We start from the raw sequence: 22,805 nt of genomic DNA, 5'->3' as shown, positions 1-22,805 counted from the left end.
TGGAAGCGCGCCTGAACTTCCTCGGCCAGATGAACCAGATCATCGTCCAGTCGCGTACCGAACTGTCGGCCAACGCTCCGACCATGATCGCGATGAAGATCGACACCGACAAGATCCGTGACGTTATCGGTAAAGGTGGCGCGACCATCCGTGCGATCTGCGAAGAAACCAAGGCTTCGATCGACATCGAAGACGACGGTTCGATCAAGATCTTCGGCGAAACCAAGGATGCCGCAGAAGCTGCTCGTCAGCGCGTTCTGAGCATCACTGCAGAAGCCGAGATCGGCAAGATCTACGTCGGCAAGGTTGAGCGCATCGTCGACTTCGGCGCATTCGTCAACATCCTGCCGGGCAAGGACGGTCTGGTACACATCTCGATGCTGAGCGACGCTCGCGTAGAGAAAGTCACCGACATCCTGAAAGAAGGCCAGGAAGTGGAAGTGCTGGTACTGGACGTGGACAACCGTGGCCGTATCAAGCTGTCCATCAAAGACGTGGCAGCAGCCAAGGCTTCGGGCGTTTAATCAGTCCACAGCTTTAGCGCAATGAAAATGCCCCGCCGTGAAAACGGCGGGGCATTTTTTTGTCTGCCATAAATGCCTTTGTGGCGAGGGAGCTTGCTCCCGCTCGGCTGCACAGCAGCCGTAAAAAACATCAGCTTCAGAAAGCGTGGGGTCGCTGCGCAACCCAGCGGGAGCAAGCTCCCTCGCCACAAGTGATAATCAGCAGAAACACGCTCAAATTTGCCGCAGCCCGAGACCGGTGCTAGGTTTAGCCCACCGCCCGTGTAGCTCAGCCGGTAGAGCAGCGCACTCGTAACGCGAAGGTCGCAGGTTCGATTCCTGTCTCGGGCAAAAATTATTTCACCTTGCGGCTCAAATCCTCGACGGTACGCTTGAGCTGATCCATGGCGCGATCCTGATCATTGATTTTCTGCTTCAGGCTGGAAATCTCGCTGCTGGCGGAATTCGAGCTCGAGCCGCTGTTGCGCTTGAGGTCTTCGACCTGGCGTCCGAGGGTATCCAGTTGCCGTTCCTGATCCTTGACCTTGCTCTTCAGGTCATCGATTTCCTTGCTGCTGGAGTTCGAACTCGAACCGCTGCTGCGTTTGAGTTCTTCAATCTGGCGTGACTGATCGCGGACGGTATCGCGGATCTTTTGCAGTTCGTCGATGCTGATATCGCTTTCGATCACAACATTCTTGCCGTAGTCATTGTGAATCAGCGAAACCTTGTCGCCATAGGATGAGCTGCTGTTGCTCAATTCAAGCGCCATGGCGCTGGCCGGCAACAGCATGGCGGCGAGCAGGGTACTGGCAGACACAACGGTACAAATCTTCGAAAAGCTGCGCATCACGGGTTTTCCTTGTGGACAGCGAGGGTGAGTGCCGTTATGGCACATCGCTATGACTCGAAAACCGTATTTATGTTCCGCAGGTCAACTTTTTGTGCGAGAGATGTAAAGAGCCGTGTAATTCGTCAGGCAAACGTCCTATATTCGGTGCCTGCATGAGCATCGCTTAGCAGTTTTCAGATGATCCCGAATGGTTCCGAAGGCCGGACAATCCGCGTCAGAGAGATCCTTGATGATCCAGATCCATCCTCCATTCTTACGATCAGCGAGAACGCCATGACCGAATTAACTCAAGAGCAACGACACGAACAAGCGCTGGCAAAGTACATTCTGGACGTACCGGACTTGAAAGAAGAGATCAAGGACCTGAGCCCTGATGATCAGAAAGACCAGATCCAGTGGGCGTTCGAGGACGAAGCCGAAGCCCAGGGCTTGCAGCCGTGGGAGCTGACGCTCAAGTACACCAGCACCCCGGAGGAGTTCGAGGCCAAGCGTCTGGAGCTGCACAAAGAGGCGGCCGAAGTATTGGGTGTCGACTGGGAAGAGTACTGCGAGATGAACAATCTGGTGGTCTGAAACAAAAACGCCAGCCCTCAACCGGGCTGGCGTTTTTTATTGTGTGACGGTTTCAGAGGCTCAGGCGCATCGACAGATCCACTGCCTTCACATCCTTGGTCATCGCACCGATCGAGATGTAATCCACCCCGGTCTCGGCGATCGGCAGCAGCGTGCTTTCGTTGATGCCGCCGCTGGCTTCCAGCTTCGCCTTGCCGCCGTTCAGACGCACGGCTTCGCGCATGTCGTCCAGGCTCAACTCGTCGAGCATGATGATGTCGGCGCCGGCTGCCAGCGCCTCCTTCAGCTCCTCCAGGCTCTCCACTTCGATTTCCACCGGTTTGCCCGGCGCGATCTTGTGCGCGGCGGCAATGGCCTGCGCGATGCCACCGCTGGCGGCGATGTGATTTTCCTTGATCAGGAACGCGTCGTAGAGGCCGATGCGGTGGTTGTGGCAGCCGCCGCAGGTCACTGCATATTTCTGCGCCAGACGCAGGCCCGGCAGGGTCTTGCGGGTATCCAGCAGCTTGACCTGGGTCTGCGCCACGAAGTCCGCCAGATACTGCGCACGCGTTGCCACGCCGGACAGCAGTTGCAGGAAGTTCAGCGCGCTGCGTTCGCCAGTCAGCAACGAACGGGCCGGGCCTTCCAGATGAAACAGCGGCTGATTGGGTTTGACCCGTTCGCCGTCCCGCACCTGCCAATGCACCGCGACGCGCGGATCGAGCTGGCGAAACACCGTATCGACCCACGCCGTGCCACAGATAACGGCGTCGTCGCGGGTGATGATGGTGGCTTTGGCCAGACGTTCGGCCGGGATCAGTTGTGCGGTGATGTCGCCGCTGCCGACATCTTCGAGCAACGCACGGCGCACGTTGGCTTCGATTTCGGCGGTCAAATCGGCGAGACGTAAATTCGGCATAACGGGCTCCACAAACTAAGTGCGCCGATTATAGGGGCATGGCAGGAGCCAACCCAAGGCGAGAACGCGCGTGCCAGACTGCAACTGGTCGATTTTCTGTGAGCAAAGCGCGGTTTTTCGTGGTCACTGGAAGGTGTCGCGTGCATAGGGGAAACCCTGACGGCTATAGCGTCGGGGACAAGTTTTGCAAGATAATCCGCCTTGCATTTGACGTCATGGCTTTGACGCCGATGTGGGAGCGCGCTTGCTCGCGAAAGCGGTTTGTCAGTGACAGTTTTGGCGAACGACACACCGCTTTCGCGAGCAAGCTCGCTCCCACAGGGAATTGCGCGGTAAATGCCCAGTGAAATCACCGTTTCAGGAGGCTTGGATGCACAACGACGGGAATGTAGTGCCTTTGCACAAGGCCGCTACCGATCAGGCGAATCATTCGCCGCTCGCCCGCCTGCCTGTGATTCTGCTTCAGGTCCGCGACAAGGCTGCCCAGCAACTGCGCCACGGCTTGCAGGAGCTGTTTGATAACGCCGACGACACCCTGTTCGAAATGGCCGACCGGGCGCGCAATGACGTCGAACAGAACATCTTTTTCGAAGCCATGCGCGATCTGCGCCTCAAGCGCAAAAACATCGAACGGGGTTTTCTCGAACAATTCTTCGAAGCCTTCGTCGCGCTGATTCAATACGAAGTCGCACAACCTACATTGCCCGGCACGCTGATATTCGAGGATTCGGCACCGCGTACCGATGACATGGAGCGCAGCGTGGCGGTCGAAACCATGGTCGGCCGGGTGCTCAAGCGTGACGGCTTTGCCCTCGATCAACTGACCGCGCGGCTCAACGTATTGCTGGGCAAGGATTTCGATAACCAACACAACCCGCTCGGCCCGGCGATGCTCTGCGAGTTTTTTCTGCAGGCCGGACGTAACCTGGGCGTGGAGATCAAGGTCAAGCTGATCCTGCTCAAACTGTTCGAACGCTATGTGCTGGCCGATACCGAGCAGTTGTATGCCGAAGCCAATCAATTGCTGGTCGCCACCGGCGTGTTGCCTGAGTTGCAACCGGCCCCCGCACGCCGCGCAATCGAGCGTGCGGCAGCAAGCATCAGCAGCGAAGAACGTGACGAACCCGCGCCCGCCGACGAAAGCGTGCAGGAAGTCTTCGCCGCGTTGCAGGAACTGCTGCTGCACGTGCGCGGCAGCGTCGCGCCGACCCTGGAGCCGAGTGCGGCGGCGCAACCGATCAGCACCCGCGATCTATTGCGCCTGCTTTCACACTTGCAGCAATACGTCCCGGCACTGGCGGCGCAGGACGATTTCGATCTGCGCAATCAGCTCGAGCAACTGCTGACGCGGGTCAGCGTCAGGAGCGGCAAATCACGCATCGTCGACGGCGCGGATGAAGACGTGATCAACCTGATCGCCATGGTCTTCGATTGCATCCTCGAAGACCGTAACCTGCCCGATTCGCTCAAGGCGTTGATCGCCCGATTGCAGATTCCGATGCTCAAGGTGGCAGTACTCGACAAGAGTTTCTTCAGCCGCAGCAGCCACCCGGCGCGGCGCCTGCTCAATGAAATCGCCGATGCCGCCATGGGCTGGGGCGATTGCAATGGCGAGGCGCGTGACAGCCTGTATCTGCGCATCGAACAAGTGGTGCAGCGCCTGTTGAGTGATTTCGTCGACGACCCGGCAATTTTCTCCGAGTTGCTCGCCGATTTCCTGGCCTTCACCAGCGATGAGCGGCGGCGCAGCGAATTGCTCGAGCAGCGTCTGCGCGATGCCGAAGAGGGGCGGGCGAAAACCGAACTGGCCCGCCAGCGCGTCGAGCAAGCGTTGAATCAGGCGCTGCTGGGTAAAATCTTGCCGCCGTCGGTGGTGACGTTTGCCCGCGATGCGTGGAGCAAAGTGCTGCTGCTGACGTGCCTCAAACATGGCGACCACTGCGCTGAGTGGCAGGCCGATGTGCAGACCATGGAACAATTGATCTGGAGCGTGCAGCGTCACGACGAGGCGGACGCCGGCCTGCGTTTGCTGGCACTGGTGCCAGGCCTGCTCAAGTCACTGCGTGACGGCCTGAGCAGTGCAGCGTTCGACCCGTTTGCCACCAGCGAGTTTTTTAGCGAGCTGGAAGCGCTGCATGTGCGGGCACTCGACCCTGCTGCCGGGCAGGAACCGGCCGACCCAGCGACGCTGGTCGAGGTGTCGCAGCACATTACCCTGCGATCCGCCGACGAGAACTCAGGCAGCCTGAATCCGACAGGCCTTGCCCATGATGACGCCGGGTTGCGGCAGGTGGAGCAATTGCGCCTGGGCAGTTGGGTCGCGTTCCAGGAAGACGACGAGCACAGCCTGCGTTGCAAGCTGGCAGCGATCATCAAGGCTACCGGCAAATACGTGTTCGTCGACCGCACCGGGATGAAAGTGCTGGAGCGTAGCCGCGTCGATCTGGCCCTGGAGTTCCGCCGTGGCGCGGTGCGGGCACTGGATGACACCTTGCTGTTCGACCGGGCGCTGGAGTCGGTGCTGGGCAACCTGCGGCGACTCAATCGCGGCAAGTGATCGCGCGCCGGGGGCCGATCACGGCATACTGGGCGCCAACACAGTCGGCGTTGAAGGAATCGGTATGCAGTTGGATCCCGCTAGCGGGTGGTGTCACGGGGTGCAGGTCTGCCCATCGCCCAACTTCAATGAACGCCCTGCGGGCGAAATCTCCCTGTTGGTGATCCACAACATCAGCCTGCCGCCGGCGCAGTTCGCCACCGGCAAGGTGCAGGAATTCTTCCAGAATCGTCTGGATGTCACCGAGCATCCCTATTTTGCAGGGATTGCCGACCTGCGGGTCTCGGCGCATTTTCTGATCGAACGTGACGGCAGCGTCACCCAGTTTGTCTCCTGTCTTGAGCGGGCGTGGCATGCTGGCGTGTCGATGTTCGAGGGGCGCGAAACCTGTAACGATTTTTCCGTGGGCATCGAGCTCGAAGGCACCGATGATCTGCCCTTTACCGATGCGCAGTATCAGGCGCTGATCACGTTGACGCGTCAGCTGCAAACAGCATTTCCGGCCATCACCGGCGCCCGTATCTGCGGGCACAGCGACATCGCACCCGGGCGCAAGACCGATCCTGGCCCGGCATTCGACTGGGCGCGTTACCGCGCAGCCCTGGCACAAGAGGAAGGACAATGAGTTTTCTGGTGTTACTGCTGGCGGTCTGGATCGAGAAATTCTCGGCCCTGCGCCATCGGGTTCAACGCGATGGCGGATGGATCCGCGAACTGCACAAACTCGAAACCAGCGCGCGCCTGGCCCAGCGACCATGGCTGGTGCTGACGATTCTGGTGTTGCTGCCGGTGGCGCTGCTTGCCTTGTTGCTGGTGGTACTGGAACCCGTCGCGTACGGCTTGCTGGCCTTGCCGGTGCACTTGCTGGTGGTGATTTACGCCTTGGGGCGCGGTGATCTGCTCGGTGGCCTCGGGCCATTTCGTGACGCCTGGCGCCGTGAAGACCTGCAAGCGGCCGCGCATGTGGCCAAGCGTGATCTGGATATCTGCGCCGACAGTGGTGAGCAATTGCTGGATCGGGTCCAGGGGCACCTGTTGTGGCAGGCCTATCAAAGTTTCTTCGCGGTGATCTTCTGGTACTTCGTGCTCGGTCCGGTGGCGGCGCTGGCTTATCGCTTGCTCGCATTGGCGGAAGAACACAGCCAGAACCCGGCGCTCGCCGAACGTGCCGGCCAGTTACGTCACGCCTTTGACTGGTTGCCGGTGCGCCTGCTGGCTGCCAGCCTTGCGCTGGTCGGCAACTTCGTTGCGGTCAGCCGGGTGATGTTGCATGAGCTGCTGAACTGGAACATCAGCGCTGCGCAGCTGATCAACAAGGTCGGGCTGGCAGCGGGGGAGATCCCGCCGCCGGTGGTTGGGCCTGAGGGTATCAACACCCTCGATTGCCTGTGGGAACTGCTGCTGCGCGCGGCGGTGCTGTGGTATGCCGGGTTTGCCTTGTGGACAGTCTTGATTCACTGAACCCTCGGTGAAATTCATTGTGGCGAGGGAGCTTGCTCCCGCTGGGTGGCGAAGCCGCCCTCGCTGTTCATCATAAACAACGCGTCCAAGCGATTTGCGTCTGCTGCGCAGCCGAGCGGGAGCAAGCTCCCTCGCCACAGGGTGAGCGATCTGCCCCAGACAGTCGTTAACCTTAAGTTACAAAACCTCTCCCCGATTTGAGCTATACAGAGACAGCGCCCGATAGTGGCTATCTGCTGTCGCCCCGCGCCTGCCAATAAAAACAAGAAAAACCAAGGGAGACTTCCAGTGAAGAGCTTGCTCTATCCCGCCGTCTCGCTGATGAACCGTCTGAGCTTCGGCATGAAGTTCAGCCTGATCAGCGTGCTGTTCCTGGTGCCGATGCTGGTGACCAATTTCTATCTGGTGCGCGATTCCTATCGCGAATTCCAGGGCACCCGGGTCGAGTTGCAGAGCCTCGACCTTCTGGGCAGCAGCCTGACCCTGCGCCGGGATCTGGAAACCCTGAACAATCGGGTGCAGATCAACGTCGTCCTCGGGCAGTCCGGCAAGGCCGACAACCTCGAAGCGCAGATCAACAGTCTGGAACAAACCGTATTGGCCCGTCTGCAAGGTCTGCAGGCAATGACCGACGATCCCGAGCAGATCAAGTTGTTCGACGGCAAACGCGATGAAATGCTCAGCGCGTTCAAGGCCCAGCAAGCGGAAAGCTCCCTGCAAAGCAAAAGCGGGATGATCGGCAAACTGCTCGGCAACGCGCAGATTTTCAGCCAGATCATCGCCAGTCAGGCCGGTCTGAGCCGAGACAATCAAAGTGATATCCGCCAGCTCAGCGAACTGCTCACCAACATCACCCCTGCGGTAACCCAGACCCTCGGCGAGGGCCGGGCCATCGGTGCTTATTCACTGGGCCAAGGTTTTCTGAACAGCTCGTCGAGTACCCGGTTTGACGAGTTGCTGGCGCAGATCGAAAAACTCCAGGCCGAATACGCTCTGAAACTGACCGACGCCCTCGACTCCAGCCAGGCCGCGCGCGCCGGCCTCAGTGCCCAGGCCGACAGCAGCAAAACCTCGCTCAAACAGGCCAGCGAGCTGTTCGAAGAGAAAGTCGTGGTGGCCGAGACTCTCGATACGCCGTGGCAAGCGTTCTACGACCAGGTCACCGGGCTGATGGACAAGACTTACCAGCTCAACGATGCGACGCTGAAATTCCTCGATACCCAATTGCAACAGCGGCTGGCACAGAACCGCACGCACATGGTCCTGCAGGCTGTGGCGCTGTCGGTGGTGTTCGTGCTGATTTTCTATCTCTACGGTGGTTTCTACGCCTCGACCCGCACCACGCTTAAACGCTTAGGCGCGATGATGGACAAGGTCGCAGCCGGTGACATGACGGTTAACTTCAAGGCCAACAGCCGCGATGAGCTGGGTGAGCTGGGTGAGGTATTCAACGGCACGGTGAGGAAAATCCACGACCTGATCGAACGAGTCGGGCAGACCGTGGCTGAGGTCGAGCGCCAGGCCGGTCAGGTGGAAAACGTCTCCGCGCAAAGCAATCAGGCGGTGGCCGGGCAGCGCACGCAGATCGAGCAAGTGGCGACCGCGATGAATCAGATGTCGGCCACCTCGCTGGAAGTTGCACGCAGCGCGGCGGCAGCGGTGAGCAGCGCGCACAGCGTCAATGACGAAACCGTCAGCGGTCGTACATTGGTCGAGTCGCAGCAGGGCAGCATTGCCGCGCTGGCCAGCGAGATCGATCAATCGGTACTGGTGATCAACCAGTTGGCCAGCGACAGCCAGTCGATCAGCCGCGTGCTGGAAGTGATCAAAAGCATTGCCGAGCAGACCAACCTGCTGGCGCTCAATGCCGCCATCGAAGCCGCCCGCGCCGGAGAGCAGGGCCGAGGATTTGCGGTGGTGGCGGACGAAGTGCGTACGTTGGCCAAGCGCACCCAGCAATCGACCGAAGAAATCGAACAGATGATCGCCAAGCTGCATGGCGGCGTCGGCGCGGCGGTGAAAGCCATGGGCGTCAGCCATCAGATGGCCAACGGCACGGTCGGGCAGTCGGAAAAGGTCCAGCAGGCGCTGGAAAACATCCTCGGCGCGGTCGGCATGATCGTCGACCAGAACCAGCAGATCGCCGCCGCCGTGGAGCAGCAGACCGCCGTGGCCCATGACATCGACCAGAACATCGTCGAGATCAACCGCGCCGGCGAGCGCACGGCCCAAGGTGCACATCAGACCGAAGACGCCAGCCGGGCACTGTCGGCGCAGGTAGTGGAGCTGAAACAACTGATCAGCGCGTTCCGCGTCTGATCGAGCGCGAATTCTGTAGGAGTGAGCCTGCTCGCGATAGCGGTGTGTCAGTCAATTCAATTGTTGGCTGATACACCGCTATCGCGAGCAGGCTCACTCCTACAAGGGCGGTAATGTCAGAACATTTTGTAATGCATTGATACTTACGCTTGTAAGCCAAATCCTGTTTTCTTTCGACGGCTGGCTTTTCGTCATTAATGAGCCAGTATCCGAGTTCCGCTGATTGCGTCGAGGAGGCCGCTCATGTCCGTTGCAACCCTGGGAATCCAGGGCCGTTGTGCTCATTGCCAGACCACGCAGTTGCTAAAACCGTGGCAACTCAACGCCATTGCGATCAACGAACCGTTCACCTGCGCACACTGCCAGAAAGCGCTGGAGTTGCGCTGCCCCAGACAGATCAAACGCTTCAAGTCCCTGGATTCGCTGGGATTGCTGCGCTTCAGCGCCTCGGTAACCGTGTGCACTGCGCTGCTGGTGGCGTTGGTCATGGAATGGATTGGACTACTCAGTGTGACTGAACAGTTGAATGCGTCACTGATCGTGCTTTTCGCGTACTTCGCGCTACTGCGTTTCGTTCATCATCGCCAGCACATGACCTTGATCCTCGACGCAGCCAGGGCTCACGCGAATTGACTGCAGGAGCTGTCTGTAGGAGCTGCCGAGTGAAACGAGGCTGCAATATTTTGATCCTGTTTTAAGGGCCAGGAGCAAAAGATCGCAGCGTGCCGCAGCTCCTACAGAGGTTGTGTTACCAGCCTGACCCTGACGCAGCCAGGGCTCACGCGAACTGCCTGTAGGCGCTGCCGAGTGAAACGAGGCTGCGATCTTTTGATCTTGTTTCAAGGGCCAGGATCAAAAGATCGCAGCGTGCCGCAGCTCCTACAGAGGTTGTGTTACCAGCCGAACACTTCGCAACTGTTGGCGGTGCTTGAGGCGGCGAGTTGTTCGGGACTGATTTTCATCAATTGAGCCAGTGCCGCGCAGATCGCCGGCAAGTGCGCGGGGGTATTGCGTATTCCGGGGAACATCGCCGGCGCCATGTCCGGCGAGTCGGTCTCGAGCACGATCGAATCCAGCGGCAACTCCGCCAATACCCGATGCATGCGCAACGCCTGCGGCCAGGTCGGTGCGCCGCCCAGCCCCAGTTTGAAACCGAGCTTGATGTATTCGCGGGCCTCTTCGCGGCTGCCGGCGAAGGCGTGGATGATCCCCGCGCGTTTGAGCTTGAAGCGTTTGAGCGTGGCAATTACCGCCGCGTGACTGCGGCGCACGTGGATCAGCGCCGGTAGTTCAAAATCTGCCGCCAGTTGCAGTTGCGCGTCGAACAGCGCCTGCTGGCGTTCGCGGTCGAGGGTTTCGATGAAGTAATCCAAACCGATCTCGCCCACCGCGCACAACTGTCGATGGCCGCGCAGCCGCGTCAGCCAGTCGCCGAGTGCGCGCAGGTCTTCGGGCTGATGCTGATCGAGGTACACCGGATGCAAACCGAATGCTGCGTACAAGTCGGCATCGCTCTGCACCAGATCCCACACCCGTTGCCAATTGCCCTGATATACCCCCAGCACCACCATTCGCCGCACCCCGAGGGCGCGGCTTTCGGCGAGCAGCGCCGAGCGATCGGCGTCGAAGTCGGGGAAGTCGAGGTGGGTGTGGCTGTCGATCAACTCCACGGTTCAGTCCCGGTGAATACGCTGCTTGAAAGTGCGGGCGATGGCCTGCACGCCAGGCTTGTATTCGGATTGCTCAACCGCAGCCAGTGCCAGCTCCAGGGCCTTGTCGGCGATCAACTGGTGCTGCTGGGCCATGGCGTTGACCGGCAGCGGCAGGAAGTCCAGCAACTGCGTGTCACCGAAGGTGCCCAGGCGCAGCGGCCGGGATTTGAGCGGGAAGTCATGCAGCGCATCGAACACGCCCTGCAACAGCACGTAGGACGTGGTCACCAGCGCATCCGGCAAATGCCCCAGACGTTGCAGGAGTTCTTCCATCAATTGCTTGCCGCATTCGCGGCTGAAGGACTCGGCGTGCTCGATCAGCACTTCGCCTTTGAAGTCGGCGAGTGCCTGTTTGAAACCGGCAGCACGTTCCTGACTGATGCTCAGCTCCGGACGCGCGCCGAGCAGCACGATCTGTTTCGGCTGCGGGTCGAGCAGGCTCTGAGTCAGGTGCAGGCTGGCTTCGCGGTCGTCACTGATCACCGAGCAGAAGTGCTCCGGTTCCATGACCCGGTCGATGGCGATGATCGGCAAGCCCTTGGCCTGCAACTGGCGATAGCTGTCGTCACCGGCCGGCAGGCAACTGGCGACGATCAGCGCATCGCAACGGCGCGCCTTGAACAGTTGCAGCAACTGGCGCTCGCTGTCCGGCGCATCGTCGGAGCTGGCGATCAGCAACTGATAACCCCGCGCCCGCGCGCCTTGCTCCAGCAGTTTGGCGATCCGCGCGTAACTGGGGTTTTCCAGATCCGGCAGAATAAAACCCAACGTGCGCGTGTGCCGGCTGCGCAACCCGGCCGCTTGTGGATTGGGGGTGAAGCCGTGCTGTTCGACGACCGCACGCACCCGCTCGACCGTGGCGTTGCTGATGCGTTGCTGTTCGGCCTTGCCGTTGATGACGTAGCTGGCGGTGGTCACGGACACTCCGGCCAACCGCGCGATATCACTGAGTTTCAACCCGGGATTTCCTTGTTTTTTCGAGCTTGCCGCCACATTTTCGCCAATCCTACCCGATTCGGGCAGACGACTATTGTCGCAGCGCATCCGACAAGTTGGACTTCAAGGATGAGACATTATCGAGTAACGTGCCGATCCATCTAGATTAAACGTTTCAGCAAGCGTATTTTCTACGTTTTAGACGCCTTTGGCCGGTTCTGCCGTGAAACCGCCAAAACTGCCGCTGAAAAGCAGGCTGACCAGCGCCTAAGCTGTGACCATTCAAAACAATATCCTGGCGCATCCATGTGCCAAAAAGGAGATCGCATGCTCGAGCTCACTATAGAGCAGATATCCATGGGCCAATCGGCTGTGGATAAACCCGCCGCCCTGCAATTACTCGCCAATCATCTGGTGGCCGATGGCCTGGTCGCCGATGGCTACCTCGCCGGTTTGCAGGCCCGGGAAGCCCAGGGCTCGACCTTTCTCGGCCAGGGTATTGCCATCCCCCACGGCACCCCGGAAACCCGCGATCAGGTGTTCGCCACCGGCGTACGGCTGATGCAGTTTCCCGAGGGCGTGGATTGGGGCGACGGCCAGATCGTTTATCTGGCGATCGGCATCGCCGCCAAATCCGACGAACACCTGCGTCTGCTGCAACTGCTGACCCGAGCCCTCGGCGAGACCGATCTGGGTCAGGCCCTGCGTCGCGCCAGTTCTCCCGAGGCGCTGCTGAAATTGCTGCAAGGCGCGCCACAGGAACTGGCGCTGGATGCGCAGATGATCGGCCTCGGCGTGTCGGCTGATGATTTCGAAGAACTGGTCTGGCGTGGCGCGCGTCTGCTGCGGCAGGCCGATTGTGTGAGCAACGGTTTTGCCGGTGTGTTGCAACAAGTCGAAGCGCTGCCGCTGGGCGATGGCCTGTGGTGGCTGCACAGCGAGCAAACCGTGAAGCGTCCGGGCCTGGCGTTCGTCACTCCGGACAAACCGATGCGTTACCTCGGCCAGCCGCTCAGCGGTCTGTTCTGTCTGGCCAGTCTGGGTGAGGCGCATCAGGCGCTGCTCGAACGTCTGTGTGCGCTGCTCATCGAAGGGCGCGGCCATGAATTGGGCCGCGCCACCAGCAGCCGCAAAGTCCTCGAAGTGCTCGGTGGCGAACTGCCCGCCGACTGGCCGAGCGCGCGTATTGCCTTGGCTAACGCCCATGGTCTGCACGCTCGTCCTGCGAAGATCCTTGCGCAACTGGCGAAGAGTTTCGACGGTGAAATCCGTGTGCGTATCGTCGACAGCGCGGATAGCGCCGTGTCGGTAAAAAGCCTGAGCAAACTGCTGAGCCTCGGCGCCCGTCGTGGTCAGGTGCTGGAGTTGATCGCCGAGCCGAGCATCGCCGCCGACGCCTTGCCGGCGCTGCTGGCCGCTATCGAAGAAGGCCTCGGCGAAGAAGTCGAACCGCTGCCGGCCGTGAGTCAGCAACGCGAAGTCATCACCGATATCGCCGAGGTGCTGATCGCCCCGGCGTCCGGCGCGCAGTTGCAGGCGATTCCTGCCGCGCCGGGTATTGCAATCGGCCCGGCGCACATTCAGGTGCAGCAGGCCATTGATTACCCGTTGCGCGGCGAGTCTGCCGCCATCGAGCGCGAACGTCTCAAGCAAGCGCTGAGCGATGTGCGCAGTGACATTCAGGGCCTGATCGAACGCAGCAAGGCCAAGGCGATCCGCGAGATCTTTATCACCCACCAGGAAATGCTCGACGACCCGGAACTGACCGACGAAGTCGACACGCGCCTCAAGCAAGGCGAGAGCGCCGAAGCGGCGTGGATGGCGGTGATCGAAGCAGCAGCCAAGCAACAGGAAGCGCTGCAGGACGCGTTGCTCGCTGAGCGGGCCGCAGACCTGCGTGATATCGGGCGCCGGGTGCTGGCGCAACTTTGCGGCGTACAAACGCCGAACGAGCCGGAGCAACCGTACATTCTGGTGATGGACGAGGTCGGCCCGTCCGATGTGGCGCGGCTCGATCCGGCGCGAGTGGCCGGGATTCTCACCGCGCGCGGCGGCGCCACCGCGCACAGTGCAATCGTCGCCCGTGCTCTCGGGATTCCAGCGCTGGTCGGTGCGGGTGCAGCAGTGTTGCTGCTGGAACCGGGCACGCCGTTGCTGCTCGACGGCCAGCGCGGTCGCCTGCATGTCGACGCCGATGCCGCGACTCTGCAACGCGCCGCCGAAGAACGCGACACCCGCGAGCAGCGCCTCAAGGCTGCCGCCGAACAACGCCATCAACCGGCGCACACCACGGACGGTCACGCCGTGGAAGTGTTCGCCAACATCGGTGAAAGCGCCGGCGTTACCGCTGCGGTCGAGCAGGGCGCCGAAGGTATTGGCCTGCTGCGCACCGAACTGATTTTCATGGCCCACCCGCAGGCGCCGGACGAAGCCACTCAGGAAGCCGAATACCGCCGCGTTCTCGACGGCCTCGCCGGGCGACCGCTGGTGGTGCGCACCCTTGATGTCGGCGGCGACAAACCGCTGCCATATTGGCCGATCGCCAAGGAGGAAAACCCGTTCCTCGGCGTGCGCGGCATTCGCCTGACCTTGCAGCGTCCACAGGTCATGGAAGCGCAATTGCGCGCCTTGCTGCGTTCGGCGGATAACCGGCCGCTGCGGATCATGTTCCCGATGGTCGGCAGCGTCGAAGAATGGCGTCAGGCCCGCGACATGACCGAGCGCTTGCGCCTGGAAATCCCGGTCGCTGATCTGCAACTGGGGATCATGATCGAAGTACCGTCCGCCGCATTGCTGGCGCCGGTGCTGGCTAAGGAAGTCGACTTTTTCAGCGTCGGCACCAACGACCTGACGCAATACACCCTGGCCATCGACCGTGGTCACCCGACGCTTTCGGCCCAGGCTGACGGCCTGCACCCGGCGGTGCTGCAACTGATCGACATCACCGTGCGTGCCGCGCATGCCCATGGAAAGTGGGTCGGTGTGTGCGGCGAGCTGGCGGCGGATCCGCTGGCGGTGCCGGTGCTGGTCGGCCTCGGCGTCGATGAGCTGAGCGTGTCCGGGCGCAGCATCGCCGAGGTCAAGGCGCGCATCCGCGAACTCAGCCTGACTCAGGCGCAAACCCTTGCTCAACAAGCCCTCACCGTGGGCAGCGCGAACGAAGTGCGTGCATTAGTGGAGGCCCTGTAATGGCCAAGATTCTCACCCTGACCCTCAACCCGGCGCTGGACCTCACGGTCGAGCTGCCACGCCTGGAGGCCGGTCAGGTCAACCGCAGCGACGAGATGCACACCCATGCTGCCGGCAAAGGCGTGAACGTCGCCCAGGTACTCGCAGACCTCGGGCATCAACTGACGGTCAGCGGCTTTCTCGGCGAAGACAATCTGCAAGCCTTCGAAACCCTGTTCGCCAAGCGCGGTTTTGTCGACGCGTTCATCCGCGTGCCGGGGGAGACGCGCAGCAACATCAAAGTGGCAGAGCAGAGCGGGCGCATCACCGACATCAACGGTCCGGGGCCGGTAGTCGATGCGGCAGCGCAGCAGGCGTTGCTTGAGCGTCTGCTGCAGATCGCTCCGGGGCATGACGCGGTGGTGGTCGCCGGCAGTTTGCCGCGCGGCGTCAGCGCGCAGTGGTTGCGCGAGTTGATCGAACGCCTGAACGGTCTCGGCCTGAAAGTCGCCCTCGACAGCAGTGGCGAAGCCTTGCGCGCGGCCATTGAAGCGCGCCCGTGGCTGATCAAGCCGAACACCGAAGAACTCGCCGATGCGCTCGATTGCGATGTGGTCTCCCACGCCGCCGAAGCGCAGGCGGCGGCGTGCCTGCACGCCAAGGGTATCGAGCACGTGGTGATCTCCCACGGCGCCGACGGGGTGAACTGGTTCAGTGTCGGCTCGGCGCTGCATGCCACGCCGCCGAAGGTTACGGTCGCCAGCACGGTAGGTGCCGGCGATTCGCTGCTGGCCGGCATGCTCCACGGGTTGCTCCGTGCCGACACGCCTGAGCAGACCTTGCGCACGGCCACGGCGATTGCCGCGATGGCGGTGACGCAGATCGGTTTCGGCATCAACGATGCGGCGCAACTGGCGCAGCTCGAACAGGGCGTACGCGTGCGTCCCCTGACAGAACAATAAGAGGGTTTGTCATGAAGTTAGCCATTGTCACGGCCTGCCCGAACGGCATGGTCACCAGTGTGCTGTGCGCCCGTCTGCTTGATGCGGCGGCCCAGCGTCAGGGCTGGAGCACCAGCGTTGAAGTGGTGGATGCGTCGCACCCGGAACGTGAGCTGTCGGCTGCCACCATCGCGGCCGCGGAGTGGGTGCTGCTGGTCGCCACCGGTGACATCGACATGACGCGTTTTGTCGGCAAGCGCGTGTTCCGCATCGCCCCGGCGCAAGCGCTGCAAGATGTCGAAGCGGTGCTGCGTCGCGGTGCCGCAGAGGCCGAAATTTACGTCGCCAGCGAAGCCGTCCCCGTTGCCGCTGCGCCACGTGCGCCGCGCATCGTTGCCATCACCGCGTGCCCGACCGGCGTCGCCCACACCTTCATGGCGGCCGAGGCGTTGCAGCAAACGGCCAAGCGTCTGGGCTATGAACTGCACGTCGAAACCCAAGGCTCGGTGGGCGCGAAAACTCCGCTCAGCGCTACGGCGATTGCCGAGGCTGACGTGGTGTTGCTGGCGGCGGACATCGAAGTCGCCACCGAGCGTTTTGCCGGCAAGAAAATCTACCGCTGCGGCACCGGCATTGCGCTCAAGCAATCCGAAGCCACACTGAAAAAAGCCCTCGCCGAAGCTCAGGTGGAGAGCGCTGCGAGCGACGGCAAGGCGCCGTCCAAGCAAGAGAAAACCGGGGTCTACAAACACTTGCTGACCGGTGTGTCGTTCATGCTACCGATGGTGGTGGCCGGTGGTTTGATGATCGCCTTGTCGTTCGTTTTCGGCATCACCGCGTTCAAGGAAGAGGGCACGCTGGCGGCGGCGCTGATGCAGATCGGTGGCGAGACCGCGTTCAAGCTGATGGTGCCGCTGCTTGCCGGTTACATCGCCTATTCGATCGCCGACCGTCCGGGCCTGGCGCCGGGGATGATCGGTGGCTTGCTCGCCAGTACGCTGGGGGCGGGGTTCATCGGCGGGATCGTTGCCGGGTTTATCGCCGGTTATGCGGCCAAGGCCATCAGTCGTTATGTGGCATTGCCGCAGAGCCTCGAAGCGCTGAAACCGATCCTGATCATCCCGTTGTTCGCCAGCCTGTTCACCGGGCTGGTGATGATCTACGTGGTCGGCAAACCGGTAGCCGGGATGCTCGCGGCGCTGACGCATTTTCTCGACAGCATGGGTACCACCAACGCGATTCTGCTCGGCGTGTTGCTCGGCGGCATGATGTGCGTCGACCTCGGCGGGCCGATCAACAAAGCCGCGTATGCGTTCTCGGTGGGGCTGCTGGCGTCGCAGAGTTATGCACCGATGGCCGCGACCATGGCCGCCGGCATGGTGCCGCCAATCGGGCTGGGCATCGCCACCTTCATCGCCCGGCGCAAGTTCGCCCAGACCGAGCGCGAGGCCGGTAAAGCGGCGCTGGTGCTGGGGCTATGTTTTATCTCCGAAGGGGCGATTCCGTTTGCCGCGAAAGACCCGCTGCGAGTGATTCCGGCGAGCATTGCCGGCGGTGCGTTGACCGGTGCGTTGTCGATGTATTTCGGCTGCAAACTGATGGCGCCGCACGGTGGTTTGTTTGTGCTGGCGATCCCCAATGCGATCAATCATGCGCTGTTGTATTTGCTGGCGATTGTCGCGGGGAGTTTGTTGACGGCGGTGGTTTACGCGGCGGTCAAACGGCCGGAAGCCGTTGAGTTGGCGGTCGAACCCGTCAATGCCTGACAACGCCCCCCTGTAGGAGTGAGCCTGCTCGCGATAGCAATCTTTCTGCGACATGGAGGTTGACTGAAACACCGCGATCGCGAGCAGGCTCACTCCTACAAAAGCAGGGTGTCATGGCGAGTTCATATAGCCGTGCTTAAGTTTTCCTTTTTTCAGGGAGAACACGCATGAGCGATTTCAACATCGGTCGCCGACGGGTCATGCAGGTTGTCGGTGCCGGGCTGCTGATGCCGGGGCTGGCGCCGGCGGTGATTGCGTCGGTCAAGGATCGGCCGCAACTCACCGACGGCGTGCAGTCCGGCGACCTGCAAGGCGACCGCGCGATGATCTGGAGCCGCAGCGACCGGCCGGCGCGGATGGTGGTCGAGTGGGACACCCGCAGTCAGTTTCGTCACCCGCGCCGTGTGGTCTCGCCACTGGCCGATGCGCGCAGCGACTTTACTGCCCGTGTCGAACTCACCGGGCTGCCCGCCGATCAGGCGATTTTCTATCGGGTGTATTTCAAGGACGCACAAACCGGCGTCGCCAGCGAACCGTGGCTCGGCCATTTGCGCAGCGCCCCGACGGCGCGGCGCAACATTCGGTTCGTCTGGAGCGGCGACACCGTCGGACAGGGTTTCGGCATCAACCCGGACATCGGCGGCATGCGCATCTACGAATCCATGCGCCTGCGCCTGCCGGACTTCTTTATCCACAGCGGCGACACCATCTACGCCGACGGCCCGGTGCCCGCGCAACTCACCACCGAAGGCGGGCGGATCTGGCGCAACCTCACCACCGAAGCCAAGAGCAAAGTCGCCCAGACCCTCGACGATTATCGCGGCAACTACCGCTACAACCTGATGGACGAAAACATCCGCCGTTTCAACGCCGAAGTACCGCAGATCTGGCAGTGGGACGACCACGAAGTGGTCAACAACTGGTCGCCGGGCAAGCAGCTCGACGAGCGTTATCAGGAAAAAGATATCCACACCCTGGTCGGTCGCGCGCGCAAGGCCTGGCTGGAATATTCGCCGATGCGTTTGCAGGCGGCCGACGGCGGCGGGCGAATTTATCGCAAGCTCAGTTACGGGCCGATGCTCGATGTGTTCGTGCTCGACATGCGCAGCTATCGCGGCGCCAATGACGACAACCTCGGCGCGGCCAAAGCGTTTTTGGGGCGCGAACAACTGGACTGGCTCAAGCGTGGCTTGAAGCACTCCAGGGCGCAGTGGAAGGTGATCGCCGCCGACATGCCGATCGGCCTCGGCGTACCCGACGGTGAAGTCAGCCCGGGCGTGGCGCGCTGGGAAGCGGTGGCCAACGGCGATCCCGGCCCGGCGCAGGGACGCGAGCTGGAAGTCGCTGAACTGCTCGGTTTTCTGCGGGCGCAAAACGTGCGCAATTTCGTGTTTCTCACGGCGGACGTGCATTACTGCGCGGCGCATCACTACCACCCGGATCGCGCGGCGTTTCAGGACTTCGAACCGTTCTGGGAGTTTGTCGCCGGGCCGTTGAATGCCGGGAGTTTCGGTCCTAATCCGCTGGACAAGACCTTCGGCCCGGAAGTGGTGTTCCAGAAGGCACCGCCGACCCAGAATGCTTCACCGTTTGCCGGGTTTCAGTTCTTTGGCGAGGTGAACATCGAAGGGCAGAGCGGGGAGATGAGTGTGGTGTTGCGGGATTTGAATGGGGTGGCGGTTTTCGAGCAGAAATTGCAGCCAGTTTGAAGTTCAAAAACAACCCTCACCCCGGCCCTCCCGAAATGTCGGACCGCTTGGAGGGTGAGGGTGTTTTTCGATTCGCGGCAATTCTTGTGATTTGCTCCAGTACATCATCGATCTGCTGCATTACTTCGAGATTACTGAATCGCACAACTTCAATGCCCTGACGTTCCAGGAAAAGCGTCCGACGTTGATCGTGGATCAAGCCCGCTATTTCATAGTGTTGACCCCCATCCAGCTCAATCGCCAGTTTCAGCTCTACGCAGTAAAAATCCAGGACATAGGGCGGACATGGAAACTGCCTGCGGAATTTCAGATTGGCGACTTGGCGTGAACGAAGTTTTTGCCAGAGTAATTGTTCGCAACCGGTTTGGCTGCTGCGTAACTGGCGGGCGAACTGAGCGAGAGTGAGGCGATTTTGCATGCTTCACGATCCTTGTGAAGTGGCTGGAAATCTCACTGTAGACGAGGACCCTCACCCCAGCCCTCTCCCGGAGGGAGAGGGAGCCTACGGAGTTGTATCGAGTTGTACATCGACCTGAAAGACCTAGTCGATTATGGATTCGGTGAATCACCTTCATAGCGGCGTAATTCGGCATCCCCAATCAGCCCTCCTCTTTTTCGGGGAGAGGGAGCCTACGGAGTTGTATCGAGTTGTACATCGACCTGAAAGACCGAGTCGATTACGGATTCGGTACATCACCTTCAGGTCGGCGTATTTATCCGGCATCCCCCAATCAGTCCCCTCTCCCTCCGGGAGAGGGTTAGGGTGAGGGGCTCTTTGGCTGAGTCAGTACACGTCGCGGCGATAGCGGCCCTGTTCGATCAGACGTTCGACTTCGGTGGTACCGAGGATGTCGCTAAGTGCCTGATCGACGCCAGCGGCCATGCCCTGCAGGCTGCCGCAGATGTAGATCACCGCACCGTCAGCCAGCCATTTCTTCAGCTCGTCAGCGGATTCGCGCAGGCGATCCTGGACGTAGATTTTCTGCGCCTGATCCCGCGAAAACGCCAGATCGAGTCGCGCCAGATCGCCATTGATCAACCACTCTTCCAGCTCCGCCCGGCAGAGGAAGTCGTGCTCGCGATTGCGTTCGCCGAACAGCAGCCAGTGACGCTGCTGACCGTCGGCGATGCGCGCCTTGAGCAGACTGCGCAGCCCGGCGAGGCCGGTGCCGTTGCCCAGCAGAATCATCGGCACCGGTTGGTTCGGCAAGTGGAAGCCACTGTTGCGCCGCACGCGCAGGCTGATGCTGCCGCCCACGGGTGCATGCTCGGTCAGCCAGCCGGAGCCGATGCCGAGGCTGCCATCGGCGTGTTGTTCCTGACGCACGATCAGTTCCAGCACACCGTCGGCGGCAATCGAGGCGATCGAGTATTCGCGCATGGCCAGCGGCACCATCGCATCCACCAGCGCCTGCGCATGCAGGCCGACCAGATGCGCGCGATGTTCGGGCAACTGGCGGCTGGCGAGGGCCACTTCCAGTGGCTCTTCGAGGCCGTTGATCTTCACCGTGGTTTCGCCACGAATGCCAAGGCCGTCGAGGAAGTGTTCGATGGCCCACGGGCAGTTGCGCGGCAGCACTTCCACCAGATCGCCGGCCAGCCAGCTGCTGGTGCTCGGCGCCTTCAGGCCCAGCAGGTACACCGGCGCGCCGCTGCTGTCGGGGTTCATCAATTCGCGGCTGACCAGCGTCCAGTTGGCGTAGCTCGGCGCTTGCCAGGTGTCGACCGGCGCTTGTCCGGTCAGCTGCCCGAGCTGGGTTTGCCAGTGGCGCAGGGCGTACGGGTCGCCGCTGTCGACTTCCACCGGAGCGAACAGGGTCTTGCCACCGTGTTCGCCCAGCCATTGATGCAGACGTCGGGCGAAACCGCAGAAATGCTGATACTGGCGGTCACCGAGTCCGAGTACCGCATAGTTCAGACCGTCGAGGCTTGCAGCGTTGCTCAAGACTTTGCGCTCGAAACCACGCGCGCTGTCCGGGGCTTCGCCGTCGCCGAAGGTGCTGACCACGAACAGTGCGTTATTCGACTCACGCAAATCCTGCGTGCTGACGTTCGCCAGCGGCTGCACCTTCACCGGCAAGCCGGCGGCCTGCAATTGGCCGGCGGTCTGCCACGCCAGTTGTTCGGCAAAACCGCTTTGGCTGGCGAAACCCACCAGCCATGCCGGTGTATCTGCGTTCGGTGCCCGAAGACCTTTGCGCGCGTCCTGAATCTGCTTTTTCTTGCGCCGGCGATCCAGATACAGCAGCCACCCGGTGATGAAAAACAGCGGCATGCACACGGCGGCGAGGGTGACGATGATTCGTCCGACCAGACCGAAATAGCTGCCGACGTGCAGCGCGTAAATGCTGGTCAGCAACTGCGCCTTGAAGCTCTTGTCGGCATAGCGGTCGACGCGTTTGACCACGCCGGTGGCCGGGTCGAGGGTGATCTGGTTCAGCGCGCGATCATGCGGCGAGCTGTCGAGCAGGTAGAACACGGTCGCCGGTTGCCCGGCCACTGGCGGCATGCGGATGTTGTAGGCCGACAGGCCCGGGCCGGCAGCGCTGTAGATGCTGCTCCACATCGCCGCGTAGTCGGCAGTCGGTGCCGGACCTTCCGGCGCCGGGCCGCGACCGCCGCGCACACGCTCGTTTTGCGGCGCATCGGAAAGCAGTCTGGTCAGGCCCTTGTTGTACCACTCGTACGACCAGGACAACCCGGTCAACGCCAGCAGCAGATACACCAGCAGACACCAGGTGCCGGCCACCGAGTGCAGGTCCCAATTGAAGCTGCGGCCCTTTTTCTTCCAGTCGAGGGTCAGCCACACGCGCCAGCTGTTCCACTGTCGCGGCCAGCGCAGGTACAGCCCGGAGAGGCAGAAGAACAGCAGAATCAGGGTGCAGGCGCCGGTGATGTTGCGCCCGGTGTCGCCCATGGCGAGAAAGCGGTGCAGTTGCAGCATCAGGCCGAAGAAGTCCTGGCCCACCGCGTCGCCCATGAACTCGCCGGTGTACGGATCGAAGTAGCGCATCTCGCCACGGCGTTCGCCTTTGGGCGGGGTGAAGTAGACGCGCGCGGCGTTGCCGCTGTCGGTCTCGACCCAGAGCATCGAGACCTTTTTGCCGGAGCTCGATTCGATGTGTTCCACCAGCTCGACGGGAGGCAGGACGCCGGCGACCTGCTTTTCCACCTGCAATACCGATGGATTGAGCGCCCGCAGGATTTCGTCCTGAAACGAATAGGCGGCACCGGTAATGCCCATCAGGGCCAGCACCAGCCCGGCAGTGATGCCGAAAAACCAGTGCAACTGGAACAGGGTTTTCTTCAACACGTCGCTCGCCTTGTTCGTTCGAAAATTTGTCATCACGGCGCGCATTATGCCGTGGGTTATCGAGAAGCGTTCTTTATTACGCACAAAACCCCG

Annotated in this window: 17 protein-coding genes, 1 tRNA gene and 1 pseudogene; 13 read left to right on the top strand and 6 right to left on the bottom strand. The window is 61.4% G+C overall.

Annotated features, from left to right (window positions below):
- The coding region (locus ACIP8I_RS21330) for a S1 RNA-binding domain-containing protein (RefSeq protein WP_400763700.1) at positions 1 to 524 on the top strand (524 nt) is incomplete at its 5' end.
- 257 nt (positions 525 to 781) lie between these two features.
- Positions 782 to 854, top strand: a tRNA-Thr gene (locus ACIP8I_RS21325).
- Positions 855 to 858: 4 nt separating this feature from the next.
- On the opposite strand, the gene ACIP8I_RS21320 is transcribed toward ACIP8I_RS21325, so the two are convergent.
- Positions 859 to 1,353: a hypothetical protein gene (locus ACIP8I_RS21320; RefSeq protein ID WP_400763698.1), complete on the bottom strand. Its 495-nt coding sequence runs from the start codon at positions 1,351 to 1,353 to the stop codon at positions 859 to 861.
- 276 nt (positions 1,354 to 1,629) lie between these two features.
- Between ACIP8I_RS21320 and ACIP8I_RS21315 the strand changes: the two genes are divergently transcribed.
- Positions 1,630 to 1,929, top strand: a complete 300-nt coding sequence (locus ACIP8I_RS21315) for a DUF6388 family protein (RefSeq protein WP_007961446.1) — start codon at positions 1,630 to 1,632, stop codon at positions 1,927 to 1,929.
- Between the two features lie 52 nt (positions 1,930 to 1,981).
- Here ACIP8I_RS21315 and nadC read toward each other — a convergent pair whose 3' ends face one another.
- Complete coding sequence (gene nadC / locus ACIP8I_RS21310; protein ID WP_400763695.1) at positions 1,982 to 2,830, bottom strand: carboxylating nicotinate-nucleotide diphosphorylase; 849 nt, start codon at positions 2,828 to 2,830, stop codon at positions 1,982 to 1,984.
- A gap of 370 nt (positions 2,831 to 3,200) precedes the next feature.
- Between nadC and ACIP8I_RS21305 the strand changes: the two genes are divergently transcribed.
- The 6 genes and pseudogenes from ACIP8I_RS21305 to ACIP8I_RS21280 all read left to right on the top strand — a co-directional run bounded on the left by ACIP8I_RS21305 (position 3,201) and on the right by ACIP8I_RS21280 (position 9,800).
- Positions 3,201 to 5,387 (top strand): DUF1631 domain-containing protein, encoded by a 2,187-nt coding sequence (locus ACIP8I_RS21305; RefSeq protein WP_400763692.1) that lies wholly within the window; start codon positions 3,201 to 3,203, stop codon positions 5,385 to 5,387.
- Between the two features lie 64 nt (positions 5,388 to 5,451).
- A complete protein-coding gene (ampD, locus tag ACIP8I_RS21300) occupies positions 5,452 to 6,012 on the top strand; it encodes a 1,6-anhydro-N-acetylmuramyl-L-alanine amidase AmpD (RefSeq protein ID WP_003221563.1) in 561 nt (186 codons plus the stop codon).
- Positions 6,009 to 6,848, top strand: a complete 840-nt coding sequence (gene ampE, locus ACIP8I_RS21295; RefSeq protein WP_103367761.1) for a regulatory signaling modulator protein AmpE — start codon at positions 6,009 to 6,011, stop codon at positions 6,846 to 6,848. Before ampD ends, ampE begins: the two co-directional genes overlap by 4 nt.
- Before the next feature lie 321 nt (positions 6,849 to 7,169).
- A pseudogene (locus ACIP8I_RS21290) lies at positions 7,170 to 8,261 on the top strand (methyl-accepting chemotaxis protein); the annotation flags it as partial.
- Positions 8,238 to 9,167 (top strand): methyl-accepting chemotaxis protein, encoded by a 930-nt coding sequence (locus tag ACIP8I_RS21285; RefSeq protein WP_371921117.1) that lies wholly within the window; start codon positions 8,238 to 8,240, stop codon positions 9,165 to 9,167. The pseudogene ACIP8I_RS21290 and the gene ACIP8I_RS21285, both read left to right, overlap by 24 nt.
- Before the next feature lie 243 nt (positions 9,168 to 9,410).
- Positions 9,411 to 9,800, top strand: coding sequence for a hypothetical protein (locus ACIP8I_RS21280; protein ID WP_400763687.1), 390 nt, complete (start codon positions 9,411 to 9,413; stop codon positions 9,798 to 9,800).
- A 260-nt stretch (positions 9,801 to 10,060) separates the two neighbouring features.
- Here ACIP8I_RS21280 and ACIP8I_RS21275 read toward each other — a convergent pair whose 3' ends face one another.
- Positions 10,061 to 10,837, bottom strand: a complete 777-nt coding sequence (locus tag ACIP8I_RS21275) for a TatD family hydrolase (protein WP_400763684.1) — start codon at positions 10,835 to 10,837, stop codon at positions 10,061 to 10,063.
- Positions 10,838 to 10,840: 3 nt separating this feature from the next.
- Positions 10,841 to 11,836: a catabolite repressor/activator gene (gene cra / locus ACIP8I_RS21270; RefSeq protein WP_108591456.1), complete on the bottom strand. Its 996-nt coding sequence runs from the start codon at positions 11,834 to 11,836 to the stop codon at positions 10,841 to 10,843.
- A gap of 306 nt (positions 11,837 to 12,142) precedes the next feature.
- On the opposite strand from cra, the gene ptsP reads away from it, so the two are divergent.
- The 4 genes from ptsP (at position 12,143) to ACIP8I_RS21250 (ending at position 19,399) form a co-directional block, all read left to right on the top strand.
- Positions 12,143 to 15,004, top strand: a complete 2,862-nt coding sequence (ptsP, locus tag ACIP8I_RS21265; protein WP_400763680.1) for a phosphoenolpyruvate--protein phosphotransferase — start codon at positions 12,143 to 12,145, stop codon at positions 15,002 to 15,004.
- A complete protein-coding gene (gene pfkB / locus ACIP8I_RS21260; RefSeq protein ID WP_400763677.1) occupies positions 15,004 to 15,945 on the top strand; it encodes a 1-phosphofructokinase in 942 nt (313 codons plus the stop codon). The genes ptsP and pfkB overlap by 1 nt, the downstream gene beginning before the upstream one ends.
- 11 nt (positions 15,946 to 15,956) lie before the next feature.
- Complete coding sequence (locus tag ACIP8I_RS21255) at positions 15,957 to 17,690, top strand: PTS fructose-like transporter subunit IIB (protein WP_400763674.1); 1,734 nt, start codon at positions 15,957 to 15,959, stop codon at positions 17,688 to 17,690.
- A 167-nt stretch (positions 17,691 to 17,857) separates the two neighbouring features.
- Positions 17,858 to 19,399 (top strand): alkaline phosphatase D family protein, encoded by a 1,542-nt coding sequence (locus ACIP8I_RS21250; RefSeq protein ID WP_400763671.1) that lies wholly within the window; start codon positions 17,858 to 17,860, stop codon positions 19,397 to 19,399.
- A gap of 16 nt (positions 19,400 to 19,415) precedes the next feature.
- Here ACIP8I_RS21250 and ACIP8I_RS21245 read toward each other — a convergent pair whose 3' ends face one another.
- Both ACIP8I_RS21245 and ACIP8I_RS21240 read right to left on the bottom strand, forming a co-directional pair.
- Positions 19,416 to 19,817, bottom strand: coding sequence for an endonuclease domain-containing protein (locus tag ACIP8I_RS21245; protein WP_400763668.1), 402 nt, complete (start codon positions 19,815 to 19,817; stop codon positions 19,416 to 19,418).
- Positions 19,818 to 20,183: 366 nt separating this feature from the next.
- Positions 20,184 to 22,712 carry a PepSY domain-containing protein gene (locus ACIP8I_RS21240; RefSeq protein ID WP_400763666.1) on the bottom strand — a complete coding sequence of 843 codons (2,529 nt, stop codon included), beginning with the start codon at positions 22,710 to 22,712 and terminating at the stop codon, positions 20,184 to 20,186.
- Positions 22,713 to 22,805: the final 93 nt, after the last annotated feature.

The organism is Pseudomonas sp. NPDC088414 (assembly GCF_044753325.1).
GTDB lineage: Bacteria > Pseudomonadota > Gammaproteobacteria > Pseudomonadales > Pseudomonadaceae > Aquipseudomonas.
This window is presented reverse-complemented; position numbering and strand designations above follow the sequence as displayed.

Coding starts and splice junctions, on each gene's coding strand:
- ACIP8I_RS21320 (WP_400763698.1), bottom strand. CDS start 1,353: ATGCGCAGCTTTTCGAAGATTTGTACCGTTGTGTCTGCCAGTACCCTG.
- ACIP8I_RS21315 (WP_007961446.1), top strand. CDS start 1,630: ATGACCGAATTAACTCAAGAGCAACGACACGAACAAGCGCTGGCAAAG.
- nadC (WP_400763695.1), bottom strand. CDS start 2,830: ATGCCGAATTTACGTCTCGCCGATTTGACCGCCGAAATCGAAGCCAAC.
- ACIP8I_RS21305 (WP_400763692.1), top strand. CDS start 3,201: ATGCACAACGACGGGAATGTAGTGCCTTTGCACAAGGCCGCTACCGAT.
- ampD (WP_003221563.1), top strand. CDS start 5,452: ATGCAGTTGGATCCCGCTAGCGGGTGGTGTCACGGGGTGCAGGTCTGC.
- ampE (WP_103367761.1), top strand. CDS start 6,009: ATGAGTTTTCTGGTGTTACTGCTGGCGGTCTGGATCGAGAAATTCTCG.
- ACIP8I_RS21285 (WP_371921117.1), top strand. CDS start 8,238: ATGACGGTTAACTTCAAGGCCAACAGCCGCGATGAGCTGGGTGAGCTG.
- ACIP8I_RS21280 (WP_400763687.1), top strand. CDS start 9,411: ATGTCCGTTGCAACCCTGGGAATCCAGGGCCGTTGTGCTCATTGCCAG.
- ptsP (WP_400763680.1), top strand. CDS start 12,143: ATGCTCGAGCTCACTATAGAGCAGATATCCATGGGCCAATCGGCTGTG.
- pfkB (WP_400763677.1), top strand. CDS start 15,004: ATGGCCAAGATTCTCACCCTGACCCTCAACCCGGCGCTGGACCTCACG.
- ACIP8I_RS21255 (WP_400763674.1), top strand. CDS start 15,957: ATGAAGTTAGCCATTGTCACGGCCTGCCCGAACGGCATGGTCACCAGT.
- ACIP8I_RS21250 (WP_400763671.1), top strand. CDS start 17,858: ATGAGCGATTTCAACATCGGTCGCCGACGGGTCATGCAGGTTGTCGGT.
- ACIP8I_RS21245 (WP_400763668.1), bottom strand. CDS start 19,817: ATGCAAAATCGCCTCACTCTCGCTCAGTTCGCCCGCCAGTTACGCAGC.